17 protein-coding genes are annotated in these 17,655 nt (G+C 70.2%); 8 read left to right on the forward strand and 9 right to left on the reverse strand.

Translation table 11 applies throughout. The features are described from left to right. Nucleotides 1-60: 60 nt before the first annotated feature. Nucleotides 61-972, reverse strand: a complete 912-nt coding sequence (locus PKF00_RS02945; protein WP_271215750.1) for a hypothetical protein — start codon at nucleotides 970-972, stop codon at nucleotides 61-63. Between the two features lie 536 nt (nucleotides 973-1,508). Between PKF00_RS02945 and PKF00_RS02950 the strand changes: the two genes are divergently transcribed. Continuing rightward, entirely contained in the window at nucleotides 1,509-4,271 is a 2,763-nt protein-coding gene (locus PKF00_RS02950) for a helix-turn-helix transcriptional regulator (protein WP_271215751.1), read from the forward strand. Here the strand turns inward: PKF00_RS02950 and PKF00_RS02955 are convergent. The 3 genes from PKF00_RS02955 to PKF00_RS02965 all read right to left on the reverse strand — a co-directional run bounded on the left by PKF00_RS02955 (nucleotide 4,263) and on the right by PKF00_RS02965 (nucleotide 7,158). Continuing rightward, nucleotides 4,263-5,027, reverse strand: coding sequence for an alpha/beta hydrolase (locus PKF00_RS02955; RefSeq protein ID WP_271215752.1), 765 nt, complete (start codon nucleotides 5,025-5,027; stop codon nucleotides 4,263-4,265). The two genes, PKF00_RS02950 and PKF00_RS02955, sit on opposite strands and share 9 nt — an antisense overlap. 232 nt (nucleotides 5,028-5,259) lie before the next feature. Beyond that, nucleotides 5,260-5,682, reverse strand: coding sequence for a hypothetical protein (locus PKF00_RS02960; RefSeq protein WP_271215753.1), 423 nt, complete (start codon nucleotides 5,680-5,682; stop codon nucleotides 5,260-5,262). Between the two features lie 561 nt (nucleotides 5,683-6,243). Further along, on the reverse strand, nucleotides 6,244-7,158 hold the full coding sequence (locus PKF00_RS02965; protein WP_271215754.1) for a DUF4394 domain-containing protein: 915 nt from the start codon (nucleotides 7,156-7,158) through the stop codon (nucleotides 6,244-6,246). Nucleotides 7,159-7,294: 136 nt separating this feature from the next. Between PKF00_RS02965 and PKF00_RS02970 the strand changes: the two genes are divergently transcribed. The 3 genes from PKF00_RS02970 to PKF00_RS02980 all read left to right on the forward strand — a co-directional run bounded on the left by PKF00_RS02970 (nucleotide 7,295) and on the right by PKF00_RS02980 (nucleotide 9,248). Beyond that, complete coding sequence (locus PKF00_RS02970) at nucleotides 7,295-7,513, forward strand: hypothetical protein (RefSeq protein ID WP_271215755.1); 219 nt, start codon at nucleotides 7,295-7,297, stop codon at nucleotides 7,511-7,513. Between the two features lie 141 nt (nucleotides 7,514-7,654). After that, nucleotides 7,655-8,914 (forward strand): PucR family transcriptional regulator, encoded by a 1,260-nt coding sequence (locus PKF00_RS02975; RefSeq protein WP_271215756.1) that lies wholly within the window; start codon nucleotides 7,655-7,657, stop codon nucleotides 8,912-8,914. Nucleotides 8,915-9,053: 139 nt separating this feature from the next. After that, nucleotides 9,054-9,248, forward strand: coding sequence for a hypothetical protein (locus tag PKF00_RS02980; protein ID WP_271215757.1), 195 nt, complete (start codon nucleotides 9,054-9,056; stop codon nucleotides 9,246-9,248). 73 nt (nucleotides 9,249-9,321) lie between these two features. On the opposite strand, the gene PKF00_RS02985 is transcribed toward PKF00_RS02980, so the two are convergent. Beyond that, a complete protein-coding gene (locus PKF00_RS02985; protein WP_271215758.1) occupies nucleotides 9,322-9,861 on the reverse strand; it encodes an HAD domain-containing protein in 540 nt (179 codons plus the stop codon). A gap of 298 nt (nucleotides 9,862-10,159) precedes the next feature. On the opposite strand from PKF00_RS02985, the gene PKF00_RS02990 reads away from it, so the two are divergent. Then, the gene (locus PKF00_RS02990; RefSeq protein WP_271215759.1) at nucleotides 10,160-11,965 is read left to right on the forward strand and encodes a WG repeat-containing protein; all 1,806 of its coding nucleotides are present in this window, start codon (nucleotides 10,160-10,162) and stop codon (nucleotides 11,963-11,965) included. 57 nt (nucleotides 11,966-12,022) lie between these two features. On the opposite strand, the gene PKF00_RS02995 is transcribed toward PKF00_RS02990, so the two are convergent. Together PKF00_RS02995 and PKF00_RS03000 are read right to left on the reverse strand one after the other, a co-directional pair. Continuing rightward, nucleotides 12,023-12,703: a hypothetical protein gene (locus PKF00_RS02995; RefSeq protein ID WP_271215760.1), complete on the reverse strand. Its 681-nt coding sequence runs from the start codon at nucleotides 12,701-12,703 to the stop codon at nucleotides 12,023-12,025. A 190-nt stretch (nucleotides 12,704-12,893) separates the two neighbouring features. Then, nucleotides 12,894-13,217: a hypothetical protein gene (locus PKF00_RS03000; protein WP_271215761.1), complete on the reverse strand. Its 324-nt coding sequence runs from the start codon at nucleotides 13,215-13,217 to the stop codon at nucleotides 12,894-12,896. Between the two features lie 453 nt (nucleotides 13,218-13,670). Between PKF00_RS03000 and PKF00_RS03005 the strand changes: the two genes are divergently transcribed. After that, complete coding sequence (locus PKF00_RS03005) at nucleotides 13,671-14,738, forward strand: alpha/beta fold hydrolase (protein WP_271215762.1); 1,068 nt, start codon at nucleotides 13,671-13,673, stop codon at nucleotides 14,736-14,738. A gap of 132 nt (nucleotides 14,739-14,870) precedes the next feature. On the opposite strand, the gene PKF00_RS03010 is transcribed toward PKF00_RS03005, so the two are convergent. Continuing rightward, entirely contained in the window at nucleotides 14,871-15,152 is a 282-nt protein-coding gene (locus PKF00_RS03010) for a hypothetical protein (RefSeq protein WP_271215763.1), read from the reverse strand. Between the two features lie 160 nt (nucleotides 15,153-15,312). After that, entirely contained in the window at nucleotides 15,313-16,002 is a 690-nt protein-coding gene (locus PKF00_RS03015; protein WP_271215764.1) for a hypothetical protein, read from the reverse strand. Nucleotides 16,003-16,162: 160 nt separating this feature from the next. Here PKF00_RS03015 and PKF00_RS03020 point away from each other — a divergent pair, with 160 nt between their 5' ends. Together PKF00_RS03020 and PKF00_RS03025 are read left to right on the forward strand one after the other, a co-directional pair. After that, nucleotides 16,163-16,738, forward strand: coding sequence for a cadmium resistance transporter (locus tag PKF00_RS03020; RefSeq protein ID WP_425582173.1), 576 nt, complete (start codon nucleotides 16,163-16,165; stop codon nucleotides 16,736-16,738). A gap of 91 nt (nucleotides 16,739-16,829) precedes the next feature. Further along, nucleotides 16,830-17,597, forward strand: coding sequence for a PrsW family glutamic-type intramembrane protease (locus PKF00_RS03025; protein ID WP_271215766.1), 768 nt, complete (start codon nucleotides 16,830-16,832; stop codon nucleotides 17,595-17,597). The last annotated feature ends 58 nt before the right edge of the window (nucleotides 17,598-17,655 follow it).

Genomic DNA, 17,655 nt, shown 5'->3' on the forward strand with positions numbered 1-17,655 from the left:
CCCCCGCCGCGCGAGTCCTGCGGCGACCCTACCGAAAGCGCCCGGCGCCGGTGCTCGACGTCACGGGGTGCTCTGTTGGGTGAGGCCTCCGCAGGTGAAGCCGGCCTCGCGCGCGGGGTCGAGCTCGATCTGGCCGAGGTTGGTGGTCTCCATGGGCCTGCGGAAGGTCTCCATCTTGTCGCAGTCGTACAGGACGTACGTGCCGTCGCTCTCGCCCAGCAGCATCATCCAGCGGCCGTCGTAAAGCGGTTTGTCGTCCTCGGCGCTCTTGAGCACCGCCCACTGGTCCTGGAAGCCGACGGCGTTCAACAGCTCGTTGGCCTGGCCGCTCTCCTGGACCTCGACCGCGCCCTCGACGAGTCCCAGGATGAGCAGGAAGCCCAGGCCGACCCCGGTCATGCCGCCGACGATCACCTTCGCGCCGGCGCGCCCGACCGGTTTACGGCGCAGCAGCCGGAACGGAACCAGGAAGGCCAGCACGCCCAGCCCCACCGCTACGACGACCATGACGAACAGATCCAGCTCGCCGAAGAGGAGAAGAGTGCCCCAGTACGTCGCCCCGCACCACAGCGCCGCCAGTGCCGCGCTGATCCAGGGCCGCTCCCTGATCCTCCGCACGAGCCTGCGGGCCGCACCTCGGGTGATCTTGTCGGCCAGCCAGCCGAGGCCGACGAGGACGCCGAGCGTCGGGGCCGCGATCAGCAGGAGAAGGACCAGGGTGCTTGTCATCCGGCCGAGCAGAACCGCCTGGTCGACGCCCACCTGCTGCGGGTTGACGCCGAAGACGGCGTACATCTGCTCGATGCCGATGTAGAGGACCGCGTAGAGCGCCACCGCGATCGGCACCACGACGGATCCGATGCGTTCGAGCAGTTCCAGGACACCGCCTCCGTCCTCCTGCGGCACGGGGGCGTGGTCATCCGGAATCGCCGGTGTCTGCGGTGGTTCGAGGGATATCGGGTAGCTCGACATGGCGCCTGACCATAGGCACCGTCCGCGTATACAACGTTGACAACACGTATGCGCCGGGGCCGCGCCCGCCACTCCCGCCGCGACGGGCTACGGCGGCGACGCTCACCGAGGGATAGTCGGCGAGCGGGCGGGCGTCCCTGCTCAGCGGCGTTCCAGGTTGCGTGTCGTCCGCTCCCACCTCTCCAGGCTGCTCGGCAATGCGCCGTATACAGACACTCATGACACGCCCAGGCGAAGTACGTAGAGTTGGCCGTCACGTGGTGTGACGCGTCTCCTGGAGGCGTGTCGCCCCCGCTGCGACGGTGCCGAACAGGGGAACGGCCCATGGCAAGACGGCCCGCGTTCGGTGTGGACGATCGGCTTTATGGACTTGATAGTCCAATTTAGGTTTTCTAGGCTCCGCTTGCCACAGGCTTCTTCGAAGAGCGGCGAACACCGGGCCTTCCTGTTCCCGACCGACTACATGACCGGATTCCCCGATCGACCGCGTGCCCGGCCCCGACCGGTGCGGCGGCGGTGAAAGGAGTGGGAGAACCGTGGAACAGCGCGTGCCAGCGATGGTGGGCCGGGATGACGAACAGGAACAGCTGTCCGCGTTCGTGACGGCCGTCGGCGGGCGGGCCCTCATCCTCAGGGGCGAGACCGGGATCGGCAAGAGCGCCCTGCTCGACCACGCGGTCGGCCTCGCGACCCCGCACCACCAGGTGATCCGGGCCGCCGGAGTCGAAGCGGAGGCGGAGCTGCCCTACGCCGGTCTGCACCAGTTGCTGTACCCGCTGCTCGCCCACCTGTCCGGACTCGACGACGGGCACCGCGCCGTCTTCGACGTCGTCTTCGGGCCGGGCCAGGGAAGAACGCCGTCGGTCATGTCGCTCGGCATCGCCGTGCTGGACCTGCTGGCCCTGGCGGCCTCGAGCAAACCGCTGCTGCTGGTGCTCGACGACGGTCAGTGGCTGGACGCCTCCAGCATCGAGGTGTGCGGTTTCGTGGGACGCCGGCTGGCCGGCGGCGCGGTGAAGATGCTGATCACCGTACGCTCCGACGTCGCCTCGCGGTTCGACACCGCCGCCCTCGCCGAGCTGGCCGTGACCGCCCTCACGGACCAGGCCGCCGAGCGCCTGCTGGACGCCCACCATCCGCGGCTCGAGGCGCGGACCCGGCGCATCGTCCTGGAACAGGCCAGAGGCAACCCCCTGGCCCTGCTCGAACTGCCGTCCTACGTCAGCGGCGGCCACGCGGGCCGCCCGGGCGACGAACTGCCCACCCTCGACGGCATCCCGCTGTCGCGCCGGCTCCAGCACGTCTACGGCATGCGCATCCAACGCCTCGACGCCACCGTGCGCGCGGAACTGCTGCGAGGCGCCCTGGACGGCGTCGCGGCGGGGCCGGGCACGAACCGCGCGCACGGCGTCCGCTACCGCATGCGCGACATCGACGAGGCGGCGGCGGCAGGCCTGCTGGGCACCGACCCCCTCACCGGCGACGTCGTCTTCCGCCACCCGCTGATCCGGTCGACCATCGTGCAACTGGCGACGCCCAACCAGCGGCGCGCGGCGCACGCCGAGCTCGCGCGGGTGCACCACGACGACATCGAACGGCGCGCCCGCCACCTGGCGGCCGCACAGATCGACCCCGACGAGGAGGTGGCCGCCGCGCTGGAGGCCGCGGCCAACTCGGCGACCCGGCGGGGCGGCGCGGTGGCGGCCGTGGCCTGGCTGACCCGTGCGGCGGAGCTGAGCGAGACCTCCGCGGACCGGTCCAGGCGGCTCGGCGACGCCGCCTTCATCGCCGGGCACGCCGCGCTGCTGGACCAGGCGCGCGAACTCCTGCGCTTCGACTCGGCGCCGGGCGGCCGGAGCCCGTCGCCCGCCACCGTCGTCACCACCGCGTACGCGGCCCTGTACGAAGACGGCGACATACGATCGGCGCACCGCCAGGTCACCGCCGCGATCGAGGGCCCGCACACCGGCCACGAGCCGGCCCAGACGCTCACCCGGCTGGTGAACCTGCTGCTGGCCATCAGCCAGTACGCCGGCGACGCCACCCTGTGGAAACGCGCCCGACACCTCACGACGGCCCTGGGCGACCGCCTCGACCCGCGCTCGGCGATCTACCGCGACGCCTGGAGCGACGTCGTCCGCCACGGCGAGGGCGTGCACGAGCGCGTCGAACAGGCGTTCACCGCCTCCCCCGTCCTGGAGCCGTGGGACCTCTCACGGCTGGCCGTCGCCGCCTACCACGCCGACACCCTCAGCCGGTACCGGCCCCACCTGCAACGCGCCGTGGACCAGGAGGTGGAGACCGGCGCCGTGGCCAACGGCATGACCATGCTGCACCTGATCATGCTCGACCAGATGGCCGTCGGCGAGTGGGACGACGCCGAGCGGACGGGACAACGCGCGCTGGAGCTGACCACCTCCCACGGATACACGCTGTTCGCCCACCACACCCGCGCCTACCTTGGGCTGCTGGCCGCTCTGCGCGGTCAGGTGGAACACGCCCGCGAGCTGCAGGCCGTCGTGGACGCCTGGGCCCGCCCCAGAGGCGTCGGCTTCCTGACACAGATCGCCGACGCCGTCGGCACCACCGCGGCCCTGAGCGAAGGCGACCACGAGGCCGCCTACCTGCACGCCATCGGCATCACGTCTCCAGGCTCCTTCGAGCCCTACGCGCACCAGGCCTCCCGTACCCTGCTCGACCTGGTGGAGGCGGCCGTGCACACGGGCCGCCTGCAGCAGGCCCGCCTGCACGCCCAAGCCGCGCTGGACGCCGGCCTGCCCGGCATATCGCCCCGGCTGGCCCTGGTCACCTACGGCGCTCTGGCGATGACCGCCGCCGACGACAACGAGGCCGAGGAACTGCACGCCCGAGCCGAAACCGGCTCGGCGGAAACCGACTTCCCATTCGAACTGGCACGCATCCGCCTCGCTCACGGCATCCGGCTACGGCACACCCGAGGTCCCAGAACGGCCCGGCCTCTCCTGATCCGCGCCGCCGAAGCCTTCGACCGGCTTGGCGCCGCGGGCTGGGCCGAACGGGCGCACGCCGAACTGCGGGCCACCGGAATGCCCGACTCCGCCTCGCCCTCGTATCTGACCGCGCTGACCTGGCAGGAACGCCGGATCGCCGACCTGGCCGCCGGCGGGCTGACGAACAAGGAGATCGGCGAACGGATGCACCTGTCGCCGCGCACCGTCAGCTCCCACCTCTATCGGGTCTTCCCCAAACTGGGCGTCGCGTCCCGCGCCGCGCTGCGCGACGCGTTGAGCAAGCGCGGGGACGAACCCCCGTCACACTGACGGCCCTGCCCGGACGCCCCGCTCGGCGAGCCAGCGCAGAACGTAGTCGGCGACCGTCCGCCAGCCGCTGTCGACGACCAGCGAATGGGCCCGGTCGGGGAACTGCTTCAGGCCGCTCACCGCCGTCGAGTCGCCGTACAGCTTGTACACGGCGCGGGTGGCGGCGTCGGGCACCAGCCGGTCCTCCTGCCCGGAGATCAGCAGCAGCGGGCCGCGGGCGGCGTTGCCGGTGTCCACGAAGGGCCGGGGATGCCCGACGGCGCCGCCGCCCAGCTCGGCCAGCAGCCGGCGCGGCGCGGGAACGACGTGGCGCTCGAAGAGCCCGGCCGCCTCCTCCTCCGTGACCGCGTTGGCGAAGACCTCGCCGAACCGCGTGGCGTCGAGACAGGCCGGCCACGGCCCGCTCACAGGCGCCGAGACGTCACCGACCGGGACGGGGGCGATGGCGACCGCGGCGCGACCCAGGTTCGTGCCGATGAGGTGCTGCGCGATCAGCCCGCCCACCGAGTGACCGACGATCACGGGCGGGGTGTCGAAGGAGCGGACGATCCGCGCGTAGTGGTCGGTGAGGGCGTCGAGCCCCAGGTCCGACAGCGCCTCGGGACGCCGGCGGGCTTCGGCCACCGTGGCGGGTTCCCCCGGCCAGCCCGGCGCGGAGACGGCGAAGCCGAAACGGGAGAAGCGCTCGTCCCACGGCTCCCAGGACAGCGCGTGCAGCCACGCGCCGTGGATGAAGACGACAGGAGTGGGGTTCACGAATCCTCCGGGAGCGGCGACGAACGCACAGGACAAGAATCACCGAGGCGTGCGACCGGTGGGAACAGTCGAATGACTCAATGTCGCGGACCGGCTTCGCGCGACCGTCGTCCCGCTGACGGGCCCGCGGCTCTCGAGGCGCGGCGGGCCGGTCGGCGCCGGGGCGGCGCGCAGCGGTAGCCCGCGGCAGTCACGACGGCCGGGTCAGGGGCAGGGGGACATGACGGCCGGGTCAGAGCCCGGGGAACATGTAGTCGGTGATGACGCGGTCACCCTCGCCGAGCACGAGCACCTCCAGGCCGCCGCCCACCGCCTCGTCGCCACCGACAGGCACCATCTCCCAGGTGAACTTGACGACGTCGTGCAGACGGAGGGCGTCGCCGCGGGGGCGGAAGAAGAACTCTCCGGGGGCGACGAACTTCTCGTAGGAGCGCATCACCCGCACTTCGATCTCGTCGTACCCGTGGGCCTCAAGGGTGGTGGAGTCGAAGCCCAGCCCCGCGGCGACCTCCCGGATCTCCTGCGGCGGCCGGAGGACGTGGGTCCCGTCCCCGGCCCACACCTCCTCGATCGCCTTTCGGCGCAGTCCGGCGTCCGGCTCGTTCCAGAGCGCGATGTAGCGGTCGGCCAGTTCCTGTGTCTGGATGTCGGTCACCGTTTCTCCTCGGTCGCCGGGTTCGTGTGCCCGCTCACCTTGCGAGAAAGGACCTTCACCCGACAATTCCCCGAAGGGAATGGCCGACGGCGCACGCACGGTGACCACGTACGGCGTCAGGGGCGCGGCATGGAGCGCACGGCGCCGACGGACGCCGGTCCCGCAGCGACCGCGGCCTGTCAAGCGGCGGCCGCGGTTTTCGCATCGGTGTCGCAGTCCAGGCCGACCGAGTCGGCTGTGCCGATGAGAATGAGCGTCGTTCAGGAGTATTTGCCCGGAGACGGAATTCCGCTGTTTTCCGGCCCCCATTTCTCGCCGTACGGAGCGCCAGGTCTCTTCGTGGTCCGACCCTTTTCAGGGGGCCGTACGCGCATCCGGACAATGGTCGATGCCGACGTTTCAAAGGGCCCGGGCGGGCCTGTTCCCGGCTCCGGTTCGGAACCGGCGGACAACAGCCGGAAACACGTTTGTGTCACGGATCCGCCGTGTGCCGGACGGCGTGGATGAGCCCGCGCCGGCGGGGCCGGCGCGGGCTCACGGTCGTTGGTCGGACGGGGTGTGTCAGTTCGTGTCGAGAGCGAGGGCGATGTCGGTGATGAGCAGGGGGAGCGTGCCGAGATGGGTGGCGGTTCCGGTGAGCAGGTCGACCGAGTTGAGCGTCGCCTCGATCGTCCCGTCCTCCTCGTTCGGGACGAGAAGGGTGGCGAAGGCCGAGTTCGAGACGGTCTTGCCGCCGCTCAGGTCGCTGTAGATGTCGAGGCCCGCGTTGGTCTCGGCAGCCCTGCCGAGCGCGCCGGTCGGGGCCAGCAGGCCGTTGTTGGCCGGTGACTGGACGACGACCTGGTCGCTCGCCGTGTTGATGTCGAACAGTGTGGTCGAGGTGGCGCCGTTGAGGTCGTTGTTGGTGTAGGCGGCCGCGGTGACCCCGGCGATCGCCGGGGAGCCCGGGGCGGAGCTCAGGGAGTAGTCCGACACCGTTGCGTGGTTGGCGAGGTTGTGCCGCAGGTTCTGGCCGGTGTCGCTGACCACGCGCAGCCGGTCGGCGGCGGGGTTGAAGTCGACGCCGAAGAACGTGCCGTTCAGCGCGACGCTGAGCTGGGAGACCTTCGTGACGACCACCTCCTCGCCGACGTTCGTCGGGATCTTGAGCGTGTAGATGCCGCCGCGGTTGCCGACGGCGTAGAACTTGCCGTCCTGCACACGGAAGTCGATCCCGATCACGGAGGTGTCGTTGGTCAGCCCGTTGAACCGCCTGACCCAGTTGAGCTCGTAGGGATTGTCGGTCGTGAACGTGGCCATCAGCTTGCCGTCACTGGTGATCCCGTACGCCCGCAGCGAGGCGACCGCGGCCGACCCCGAGCCGGCCGCCGAACCGGAGCTCGCCGCCGAACCCGTCCCCGCCGATCCAACGGTGAGCGCCGCCGCGGCCGCCAGCGCGACCAGCGCGGTGACCCCCCTCTTGATCCGTCCCTGCATCAATGCCTCCATCGAGTCGTGCTGGCACGTTCAGCTGACAGCCCTTGTCGTCTGGATTCGACGACGCTGTCAGCGGCAACAACCTTGCCTGGAGACGAGGGCAGTGTCGTCGTGACATGTGTGGAAGTGCCCCGTCGTGATCAAGGTCGAATTGTCATTTATCGCAATCACGGCGCCGGTGGAAATCGGATTTGAGAAGGCCCGCGGCGATACCGATCCCGGCTTTGGGTGCGCCCTTTATGTATTTGTAATGTGCTCGACAGGGGGCGCCTGCTGCGAAAACGGCGTTGTGCCGCCACTGCCGGCCGGACTCGGTGATTATCCGGACGTTCATCTGCTGAGTGTCGCGCCGTGACGGGCTACCATCGGGACGTGCTCGGCTAGTTCGGACAAATCGGTTCGAAAACATGAGGGTTGTTCGGCCGGCGCGGTGCGTGCGATGCCGCCCGCACCAAAGGAGAGATCGATCGGCATGGGCGATCTTCTGCGTTTGTTGATGAAACGATCCGACGCCAACGCGCGAGCCGAAGTGAGCGTGTACATGCGTGAGCTGCCGGACTATCGCAGGGAGGCCGCCAACCCGCAGGCGTACGCGGAGACGCTGGAGTACGCCGTCTGGCTTCGTCGACGCACGATCGAGTGCGTCAGCGAGGACCAACCGCTCGCGGCGGAGGACCTGGCCTTCGTCGGGAGCATCGGTCAACAGCGTGTGCGGCACGGCTTCTCCCTCCATACGGCACGGCGGGTGCTGGCGCTGCACACCAACCTGATGCTCCGCGAGTTCTACGACGCGGCCGAAGGTCAGGACGTGCAGGAACTGCTGCACCTGCTGTCGTGGTTCGGCACCCAGGGCACGCCGGGCGCCGCCGCCTATCTCCAGGCGTACATAGACGCCGAGCACCTGCGTCTTTCGGTGGCGGCTCGGGTGCGCACGCTCACCCAGCTGCTGCTCACCGGCGACGCCACCGCGCCCAGCCTCGCGCGCAGCCTGGGCGTCGACGTGCACGACCACTATCTGGTGGTCATCGTCAGGATGCCGAGCCAGCTGTTCGGCCGCGCCGACGCCACACACGACGATCTCGTCGCGAGCGTGTTCAAGAACCACCTCGCGCTATTGTCCTGGCAGCAGCCGAACGAGTTGCTCGTCCTGGTGCCGCATGACGGCTCCGTGTCGTTGTCTCCCATGTCGTTGTCGCCCATGGCGTCCGACGGCGACCGACTCATGAGCCTGGTCCGCGAGATCGTGGAACGGGTGGCCCGGCCCTGCGCGGTGGGGACGGCCGCCGGCGCGGCGAACGCCCTGAACAAGGCGGTGGAGCTGGCGCGGCGCGTGGCCCACGTCGCACCGGTGGAAGCCACGCCGCGAACCCTCTCCGGAGTCGCCGACGTGTTCGTCGAACTCGGCGCCGCGCAACTCCCCGAGGTCGACCACTGGCTGCGTGAGATCGCCCGCCGCCTGGCGAACGGCCCCGATCTGGTGGTGACACTGGACGCCTACTATCGCGCCGACATGAACCGGCTCGCCACCGCGGCCGCCCTGCACATCCATCCACGGACGCTGGACTACCGCCTGCAACGCGTGTACAACTTGGTCAACGTCGACCCCGGCTCGGTGCGCGGTGTGCGGATCCTGAGCACCACCGTCGCCCGAGTGCTGGCCGGCGCCTGGACCCAGGCCCAGGCGCTGGTTCCTCCCGCCCCGGCGTTCCGCGTCCCACCTGACTTCGGCCCCGCCACCACCGGCGTACCGTACTGACCTCTCCCGTCGGTTCTGACCACGAAGCCGCCCGCCGACGGTCACGCACCCTCGCCTGCCACCGGACAGAATCGGGTTGGACGACGGAAGGCACTGGATGATCCGCCTGCGGAAAGCAGTCAAAGGGTTCGCATTCACGATGGCCATAGGGCTGGTCGGATTCGGCGTGATCTTCGGGGTGTCCGCGCTGTTCGACCTACCGTGGCTGGTGGACGTGCTGGGCAGCGGCTCCATGCCACTGGTCATGGGCTTGCTCGTCCTGCTGGGACCGGTGGCCTTCGTCGCGTGGTCGGTGCGGAAGATCGGGGGAAGGCGGCGTCGGCGGTCCTCGTAGGCCGGAGTCACGGCATGAAGTACATGGCGCTGATGTACGCCGATCCCGCGGCGACCGGGCGACGACCGCTTGATCAGGAACAGGGAGCGGTGCGCGGCGCGCGTTCAAGCTCCCCGTTCCACCTCAGCGCTTCGTCGACGGAGGCGCGGCTCAGTCCGATCTCTGGGGCGATCGTGATCAGCAACGTGGGTTCTTGCCGGTTTTCGGCCCAGTCCAGGGCTTCGGGAGTATGGGCGTCGTCGATCCACACAGCGGGCCGCTCGGCCGCGTACGCCGCGATGACCGGAACCTTCGCTCCTGGCCGGAACGGCGCCTGGGGCATGGTGAGCACCGGCAGAGGAGAGATCCCCAGCACGGGCGTCAGCAGACGGTTCGCGTCGTCGTTCCAGCTTGTGGCCCACACCACGTCGAACAGCCGGCCGAGTTCGGTGATCCATCGGCCGTGCGCCGGACAGAGGCGTACCGGGTCCTCGTCGACGAACATCGCGTACTCGCCGAACCCCGGAGGGCATCGAGGCGCGGCGAAGGGATTGAGAACGCCGTCCACGTCGAGAAGGAGTACGGGGCGCGTCATCGACCCAGTATCGAGTCCCTGAATCAGCGGCGCCAGCACTACGGCGGCCCTGTCCCCCCGTCTCACTCGAGCGCGTCCCGCTGGTCGAACGGCGGCATGCCCGCTGATCCTGGAGACGGCGGAGGGGCGGGACCACGCGGTCGGCCGGGCGGAGGATGGGGAACCGGACGGGACCCCAGTACGCTCGCGGAGTTCGCCCCCGCGTCTGATCCACATCGGATTCCGCCTGTCGGGGTCGCGTGAGGGGCGACGGAAGGGAACGCCTGTGTCTGCCGTGTCGCCCCCGCATCCGGTTCGCTGCTGTGGGCAGGAGCCGTTCGGGCAGCGTGTGGCTCTGGTGAGCGCGAACGGCACGCTTGTGCGCCCGCCGGATCTGCGGCGGGTCGGGCGGTTCGACGCGGTCACCCCGTACGGCGCGGCCGGGGCGGCCGGTTACGTCGCGCCGGCGCAGGCACTGGACGGGCGGTGGGGGTACGTCGACCAGACCGGCAGGTGGCTGGTCGAACCCGCTCTTGAGCGGGCGAAGGCGTTCAGCGGCGGGCTGGCGCGCTTCCGGCGCGACGGGCGCTGGGGGTACCTGAACGACCAGGGCGAGATCGTGATCGAGCCCCGGTTCGGCGACGCGGCGGGGTTCGGTGACGGGAGCGGGCTCGGTGACGGGGCCGGGGCCGGATTGGCTCCCGTGCGCGTGGACGAGGGCTGGTGCTACGTCGACCGCGGTGGCCGGGTCGTGATCTCCGGTCCGTTCACGGACGCCGAGCGGTTCTCCGCCGGGCTGGCGGCGGTGAGGATCGGCGATCGGTGGGGCTACATCGACGCGGACGGCGTCCTGGTGATCAGGCCGAGGTTCGCGTTCGCGAAGCCGTTCTCATCCAAAGGAGCGGCGCCGGTGCAGGACCCCGAGGCCGCGTGGGGGCAGGGGTGGGGGCTGATCGACCGTCAGGGAGGCTGGATCGTCGAGCCTCGGTACCTCCACATGGGGGAGTTCACCGGAGAGGGCCTTGTGTCCGCGCACCTCTGGGACAGCGGTGAGGGATTCGTCGACGCGCACGGCTCCACGGTCGTGGCCCACCAGAGCGGTCTCAGCGGTCGGATGGTGTGCGGACTCGCGCGTCTCGGGCACGGGAGCTCGTCGGTGAGCTTCGTCGGCGGGACGGGCGCCGTGGCGATCGCCGGGCCGTTCACCTGGGCCATGGACTTCCGGCCCTGCGGCGCGACCGTCGCGCTCCGCGGCGAGGACTGGGGGGTGCTGCGCGCCGACGGCGAATTCATCCCCCTCTCCCACCGTGAGCCGCTGGCCGACCAGGACGAGGACCACGGCGGCGTGCACGGCTTCAGCCTGAGCGGGCTCGCCCCGTTCGTCACCTACGAGGGGGACGTCGTCCACGTCGACACCCATGGGCGTGAGGTGTGCCGGATCGAGGTCGCCGTCCCCGGCGCGGCGGGCCGCGCGACCGGGACGAGCGGGCAGACGCCGTTCACCCGCGACGAGGGCGAAGGGGGCCTGCCCGTCCGGGACGCGGTGAGCGGCGGGCCGGAGCGGGTGTCCCGCATCCGCGACGCGGGGGGCGGCGAAGTGTGGCGGAGCGACCCGGCGTCGGGCGTCTTCTCCCCGGAACCGGCCTTCCTGCGCCGGGACGCGGCGTACCACTTCGCCGACCTGGCTCACTGGGAGGGCGACGTCGTCGCCACGGCCGAGAAGCTGCTCGCCGCCGAGCCGCGCCGCTTCCTGCCGTACACGGTGTCGTACGGCGGTGATCGCGACGGCGACGTCTACGATCTCTCCGGAGCGGACGAGGACGACGTCGAGGAGTACGCCGGACTCGGCGCCCTGGAGGAGCTCGCCGCCGACTACGCGTACGAGAGCACGTGGGGCGCCTACCCCTTCCTGGGCGCCGACGCGGAAACGGCCTTCGAGCACTACTTCGCCACGCTCGCCGAACGGCTCAGCGCGAGGTACGGCCCGGCGGACGTCGCCGGGCCCGGCTGTCTCCTCCAGGGCGACGGCGACGACCTGCGGGCGTGGCGGGTCGGGGACCGGTTCCTGGTGTTGCAGCGGTGGGCCGCCTATCCCGGTGGGAGCTTCGAGCACCAGCTGTGGCTCGCCGCCGTTCTCGTCCGCCCGGAGACGTCGGGCGGATGACGGGCCGCCGCCTGATCAAGCGGTCGGGTGTGGCGGTCGGCGGAGCGGACAGGCGGGTCAGGGGGTTCTGGTGAGGGGGAGGCCGGTGAGGAGGCGCTCGCGGAGGGCGGAGCCGCGGATGCCGATCTCGGGGAGGTCGTCGGGGTGGGGAGCGCCGGTGGTCAGCAGTTCGGGAGTCAGGAGGCCGCTGAGCGGGGCGTCGGGCGTCGGGTCGACGAGACCGCCGACGGGGGCGGTGGAGAGGTCGAGGTAGGCGGGAGCGAGGACCCTGCCGTAGAGGGTGCCGGTGACCAGGTCGGGGCAGAACTCGTCCCAGAAGATCGACACGGTGGTGCGCAGATCGCCGTGGATCATCACCAGCTTCTCGGTCATGTCGCCGAAGAAGGTCTCCGTCGTCACATGACCGAGCACGATCAGCTTCGTGTCGCCCGCCAGGTAGATGTTCTTCGCCCGTAGGTTCCCCAGGACGATCAGCGCGGCGGCGCCGTCGTCCACGTCGGTGATGTTGCCGTCGACGGTCAGGTCGCCGTCCACGACGTACCCGGTGGCCCCGTCGGGCGTGCCCTCCCGCCACGGGGTCCGCTCGTGCTCGTCGAGGGGGAGCTCTCCGGTCACCGAGGCGGGACCGGGCACCAGGATGTACTCCTCCTCGTACAGGTTCTCGTATGTGCTCCTCGGCAGTCTCCGCTGCTCGAACAGGCGCACCGCGTCGTCCCACGCGAGGTAACCGCTTCGCATGCGCGTGACCATAACACCCGTCCCCGACATCCGCCGCCGGTGCGGCCGAGGGAGTCGTGAGTCGAGTCCGGCCGCCGGGAACGTGCTTCGCCGCGTCGCGGAGGGTCCGTCCGAGGCCGGGGCGTCCTGCCGCGAAAGCGCTGTCAGTCAGGATCGATGAGGCCGGTCGTGGTGACTTCGGCGCGGAGGGTCACTCCCAGGAGTCCGGTGGGTCGATGACGAGATCCTCCGGGCGGGGAAGCGGCGCCGGTGCGTCTTCGCAGGAGTAGACCTCCAGGCACGAAAGACGCCCCTCTTCGACGAAGAGCAGGACACCGTCACCGCGCCCGCGCACGCCGGCGGAGACCACGACTCCCTTCCGCGCCGGAACGGCGAGCGCGAGGGGGCCGCCTTCCGTGCGAAGGTTCACCGTCGCGCATCCGCATCCGCACCCCCCGGTCACGACCGCCGAGGGAACCTGGGCCCGAAGTTCGTCCACGCCGGGGAAGTCCTGGGCCAGAAGGGTCAGGATCACGGCTTGTTCCTCGGCTGAGAGGTGACGCTCGCTGGTCGGCACACCTCCACGGTACCGAACCAGACACACGGCATGATCTTACGTAAACGGGATACGGGGCCGACGCGAATTTCGGAGCCTTCGGCGCTTCGGGTCCGTCGTGTGGGACGAAAAACACGAAAGCATGACTGGCATCCCAAAACCCCGACAATGATGCCCATATTACGCATTATGGCGATGAAACAAAGCTAGCGGATCGATAAAAAATAGAATAAGAAAGAGGTGTTATATCCGTTCGCATCAGCATAATTCCGTCGAATCGCTGTCGATCGATCAGCCGTCCTCGCCGCCACCACTCGTACTCCGTGACGCCCACCCGCCCTGACCGGCTGTTCGGCGCGCCGCGGAGGTAGGCCCATGCCGTCAGAAGGCGGAGCGCCTCCGGCTCTCCGGTTCGTGGAAAGGGAATCGTTCATGCCGTCAACCGAAACGACCGCACCGTCCGGAAAGGCGGCGCGCGGCGCCGCGCCCGTGCCGGTGACGAGAGCGCGGGCCACGAGGCTGGGCAGGGCCGCCTTCGGCGCGCTGGCCGCCATGGTGATGGCTCTGTCGACCACCGCCGCCGGCGCGAGTGCGGTTCCCGGCGGGGGCGCGCACGCTCCCGCGGGCTTCCCCGCCGGGTTCAGGGGCGGGAAGGTCGCCGTGGACGGCGGCGCCGTTCACTACGTTCGCGGCGGGTCGGGTCCGGCCGTCGTGCTCCTGCACGGCTGGCCGGAGACCTCGTTGATGTGGCGCAAGGTGATGCCGGGACTGGCCCGCAATCACACCGTGGTCGCGATCGACCTGCCGGGACTCGGAGGGTCCGACATCCCGAACGGCGGCTACGACAAGGTGACCGCCGCGCACCGGGTCCGTCAGGCCGTCAACGCGCTCGGCCTCGGGCAGGTGGAGATCCTCGCCCACGACATAGGCGTCCTGGTCGCCTACCCCTACGCGCGTGACTTCCCCGGCGAGGTGAGGCGGCTCGTCATGATCGAGGCGCCGTTGGCGGGCTTCGGGCTCGAGGACCTCTACGGGGTGAGCTGGCACCTGCGGTTCAACTCGTCCCCGGCGCCGATTCCCGAGAAGATCGTGGACAACGACGACGTCAGCACCTACCTCGGCATGATGTTCGACTTCAGTCATCGTCCCGAGGCGATCGAGCGCGAGCCCTACTACCGGGCCTACGCGAGCCCGGCCAGGCGCACCGCGAGCTACGAGTACTACCGGGCGTTCGCCGGGGACGCGGTGAACAACAGGGCCAACGCGGCCAGGCGCCTGCCGATGCCGGTGCTGGCGGTGGGCGGGCAGCACTCCTTCGGAGCGCGTGTCGCCGACTCCTTCCGCCAGGTCGCCGACGACGTCCGTCCCGTGGTCGTTCCTGATTCCGGTCACTTCGTCCCCGAGGAGAATCCGGGCTTCGTGACCGACTGCGCGAGCCTGTTCCTCGGCGCGCCGAACGGCGCCCCGCAGCGGCCGGAACTCGCCCCCTGCGCGCCCTGACACCGTCCGGCGGGCGGCGTCCGGCGGGGCGGGACCCCGGCGGGCACCGCCGGCCGTCGCTCCGAGGCTTCCGGCCGGACGCCGCCGTCGTCCCCTCGACGCGCCCGGCCGGGTTCCGCGGGCGCGGCCCGGTCAGCGAATGCGCTTCAACGTCAGCCACCAGGAGGCCGCGGCGGCCAGGAGTCCCAGTGTCATCAGCCCGATCACGAGCCCGTAGGGCAGGTCCGTCGTCTGGGGCACGACGAGCATCGTTATGAACGCGGCCATCAGCAGTTTCGCCCACCCGTACGCCTGCGGCTCGTGCCGGTCGTTCTCGCGGACCCAGCGGGGCAGCCGGTCGGTCGCCAGCACGTACAGCCCGAGCGCGCAGAGTGCGAAGGCGAACAGCATCGCGATCCCGGCGTGCGCGTTCATCTGGACCCGCCTCCGTCCTTTCCTGCGGGAGCGCGAATCGGTTGCCCGAAAAGGCATCCGATCCCACGATATTCTTGCTTTTCTGGTGATTCCACGCAGTTGACGGATGATTTGCGAGACACGGAACTGCGCGACCTCGTGCGCGTTCCCTGCGGCGGGGTCAGCTCAGGGACGGAGTCGGGGCCGGGGCGTAGGTCGGGGACGCGGTGGGAGTCGGGGGAGAAGCCGGAGCCTCGGTGGGAGCCGCGGTGGGAGCCGCGGTGGGCGTGGAGGTCAGGGGCGCGGTGGGGGGCGACGTGGGGGCGGCCGCGCCGCAGGCGCCCGCGGAGCGCTGTTCCTGGGCCAGCTGGTCGACCGTCTTGGTCCGGTAATCCTGCTGTTGCCGGGACGACGGTGTGTACCGCCATGACCCCCCCTCGAAGACGAAGGCGAAGTCCTCCGCCTCCCCGGCCCCGGTCGCGAGCACCGTGGCGTCGTCGCCGGTGATCGTGATGTCGGAGACGGTGAACCGGGTGTCCAGCGAGAGGGGCGGGCAGAGCTCGAACAGCCTGACGTAGTCCTCACGTTTGACCAGTCCCTGCGCCTGCGCGCTCCACAGGTCCCAGAAGTCGCCGTACGACCCGCTGGAGTAGCTGTCGAGCGCCAGCTGGGCGGCCTGGCGCACAGCGGACTCCGAGTGCTCCGCCCCCTGGGAGGTGTGGGCGCCCTTCGGCCCGGAAGTGGGGTTGAACACCGCGACCACGGTGACGACCGCCGCGACGAGCACGCCGACGACCATGGTCAGTATCGCGGCCACGCCCCGGCCTGTCTCGCCTCTCTGCGACCTGCCGTGCTGCGGCGGATAGCCCACGTGAGGCCTCCGGGGGGCCGACGGGAACGGACGGGCGAGCGAAGGGCGGGGAGCGGACGGGCGTGACGTGCATGACGAGCGGCGACGAACATGATCTTAACTCCCGGCGCCCGGGGTCGGCCATGGCGGCCCGGGGAGGAACGGGCCCGCAGGCCGCATAATGCCCTCCGTGGGCGAAACGATCGGTACGGCCGCCGCGGTCTTCACCGGAACCAACGTGGACGACGTCATCATCCTGACGGTGCTGTTTCTGACGGCCAGAGCGGGCGGTGTTCCCCGCCCGTGGCAGATCGTCGTGGGCCAGTACGCGGGCATCGCCGTACTGGTCGCCGTCTCCGCCGTCGCGGCGCTCGGGCTGACCGTGGTGCCCGACCGGTGGGTGGGGCTGCTCGGGCTGGTGCCGTTCGGCCTGGGGGTGCGAGGGCTCTTCAGGAAGGGCGACGACGCCGCGCCGGTCGCCTCGGGGGTCGTCTCGATCGCCGGGGTGACCGTCGCCAACGGCGCGGACAACATCTCGGTCTACACCCCGCTGTTCCGCACGATCGGCGTGGGCTCCAGCCTGGTCACGGTCGCGGTGTTCGGCGTGCTCGTGGCGGTCTGGTGCGTGGCGGCCTCCTGGCTCGGATCGCACCGGAGGGTCATCGACCTGGTGGAGCGGTCGGGGCGGTGGCTCGTGCCCGTGGTTTTCATGGTGATCGGCGCGGTCATCATGGCAGGGATGATCTTTAGGGAATAATGCACCATTCGCCCGAATTTGCGTAACCCCAAACGGGGAATTACTTCGTATGCGAGGACATTTAAGGTTCTATCGGCATAGATGGTTCAAAGTGTGGATCGCAATGATGGCGCTGTCGGCCTCACTGATCTTCATGATGGAGGCGGTCGGCAACCAGGCGGTGATGCCCGCGGCCTTCTTCTACGGCGCGGCCGCGGGGCCGGTCGCACTCCTCGTCGCCATTCACGACAGGACCGGCATCGGTGACAGCGTGCCAGGCATCACGCTGGTGGGGATGTTCCTGTTCGGCGGAGGAGTGGCCCTCCTGCTCGGTGGATACTTCGACTCCCTGCTCATCACGGACAAGGGCGGCCCCTCGATCCTGCGGGTCGGATGGATCGAGGAGGCGGCCAAGTTCGTCCCCCTCCTCGCGGTCGCGCTCACCGGGCAACACCTCACCAAATCCGCCGGTGTCGCGCTCGGTCTGTCCTGCGCGACCGGCTTCGCCATCATGGAGTCGATGTCGTACGCCTGGAAGAGCATCAACCACGACAGCGCCGTCGGGGCGGGCATGGTGCTGTTCGTACGAGGGCTCACCACGCCCTTCAGCCACCTGGCCTGGACCGGCCTGGTCTGCGCGGTCGCCTTCGGGGTCTGGCAGACCATGGGGCGGGTCGTGCTGACGAGCGCCGTCACCGGGACCTTCGCGGTGGCCGCCATACTCCACTCGCTCAACGACGGCCTGCTCACCCTCGACGTTCCCGGCCCCGTCAGACTCTTCTTCCCCGTCGTCGCCGCGGTGAGCTACTGGCTCTTCCACCGGGCCACCCGCGACCTGACCTCGGCCGCTCTGCCGGATCCGACGCCCTCCCGCACCTGACGGACGGCCTCTCCGCCGCGGCGAAGGGCGTCACCCGCGCGGGAAGGCCACGACACCC

This window comes from Streptosporangium carneum (assembly GCF_027922005.1).
Classification (GTDB): domain Bacteria; phylum Actinomycetota; class Actinomycetes; order Streptosporangiales; family Streptosporangiaceae; genus Streptosporangium; species Streptosporangium carneum.

Bases quoted from the DNA above. Each gene is read 5' to 3' on its own strand.
- PKF00_RS03005 (WP_271215762.1), top strand. From the start codon at position 13,671: ATGCCGTCAACCGAAACGACCGCACCGTCCGGAAAGGCGGCGCGCGGC.
- PKF00_RS02980 (WP_271215757.1), top strand. From the start codon at position 9,054: ATGGCCATAGGGCTGGTCGGATTCGGCGTGATCTTCGGGGTGTCCGCG.
- PKF00_RS03020 (WP_425582173.1), top strand. From the start codon at position 16,163: ATGCCCTCCGTGGGCGAAACGATCGGTACGGCCGCCGCGGTCTTCACC.
- PKF00_RS03010 (WP_271215763.1), bottom strand. From the start codon at position 15,152: ATGAACGCGCACGCCGGGATCGCGATGCTGTTCGCCTTCGCACTCTGC.
- PKF00_RS02995 (WP_271215760.1), bottom strand. From the start codon at position 12,703: ATGCGAAGCGGTTACCTCGCGTGGGACGACGCGGTGCGCCTGTTCGAG.
- PKF00_RS02965 (WP_271215754.1), bottom strand. From the start codon at position 7,158: ATGCAGGGACGGATCAAGAGGGGGGTCACCGCGCTGGTCGCGCTGGCG.
- PKF00_RS02975 (WP_271215756.1), top strand. From the start codon at position 7,655: ATGAAACGATCCGACGCCAACGCGCGAGCCGAAGTGAGCGTGTACATG.
- PKF00_RS02945 (WP_271215750.1), bottom strand. From the start codon at position 972: ATGTCGAGCTACCCGATATCCCTCGAACCACCGCAGACACCGGCGATT.